1 pseudogene is annotated in these 270 nt (G+C 61.9%); it reads right to left on the bottom strand.

Going from position 1 to position 270, the window contains the following annotated elements:
- Nucleotides 1-270: pseudogene (locus tag BGIM_RS66110) on the bottom strand (PQQ-like beta-propeller repeat protein); the annotation flags it as partial.

The raw sequence follows: 270 nt of genomic DNA, 5'->3' as shown, positions 1-270 counted from the left end.
TTTTGCCATCGTTGGCCCACGGGGAGGACCAGAACGCCTTGGCGCCGCTGATTCGTTCCTTGGAATACACGGCCTTGCCTGTCTTCGCGTCGAAGCAACTCACCAAGCCGCCGTTTCGCTCGAACACATAAACTTGCCCTTTGTAAACGAGCGGGGAGGCCATGCCGAGGCCCGCCTTGGCGGCCACCCAAGCCACGCCATCGCTGCTTGTCTCGCCCATCTTCGGGGTAATGTCTCCCGACCCGCCGGCCTTCACGGCGAAGAGATTGC

The organism is Zavarzinella formosa DSM 19928, assembly GCF_000255705.1.
Lineage (GTDB): Bacteria > Planctomycetota > Planctomycetia > Gemmatales > Gemmataceae > Zavarzinella > Zavarzinella formosa.
Note: the sequence above shows the minus strand (reverse complement) of the source record. Positions and strands in the feature narration are given on the sequence as shown.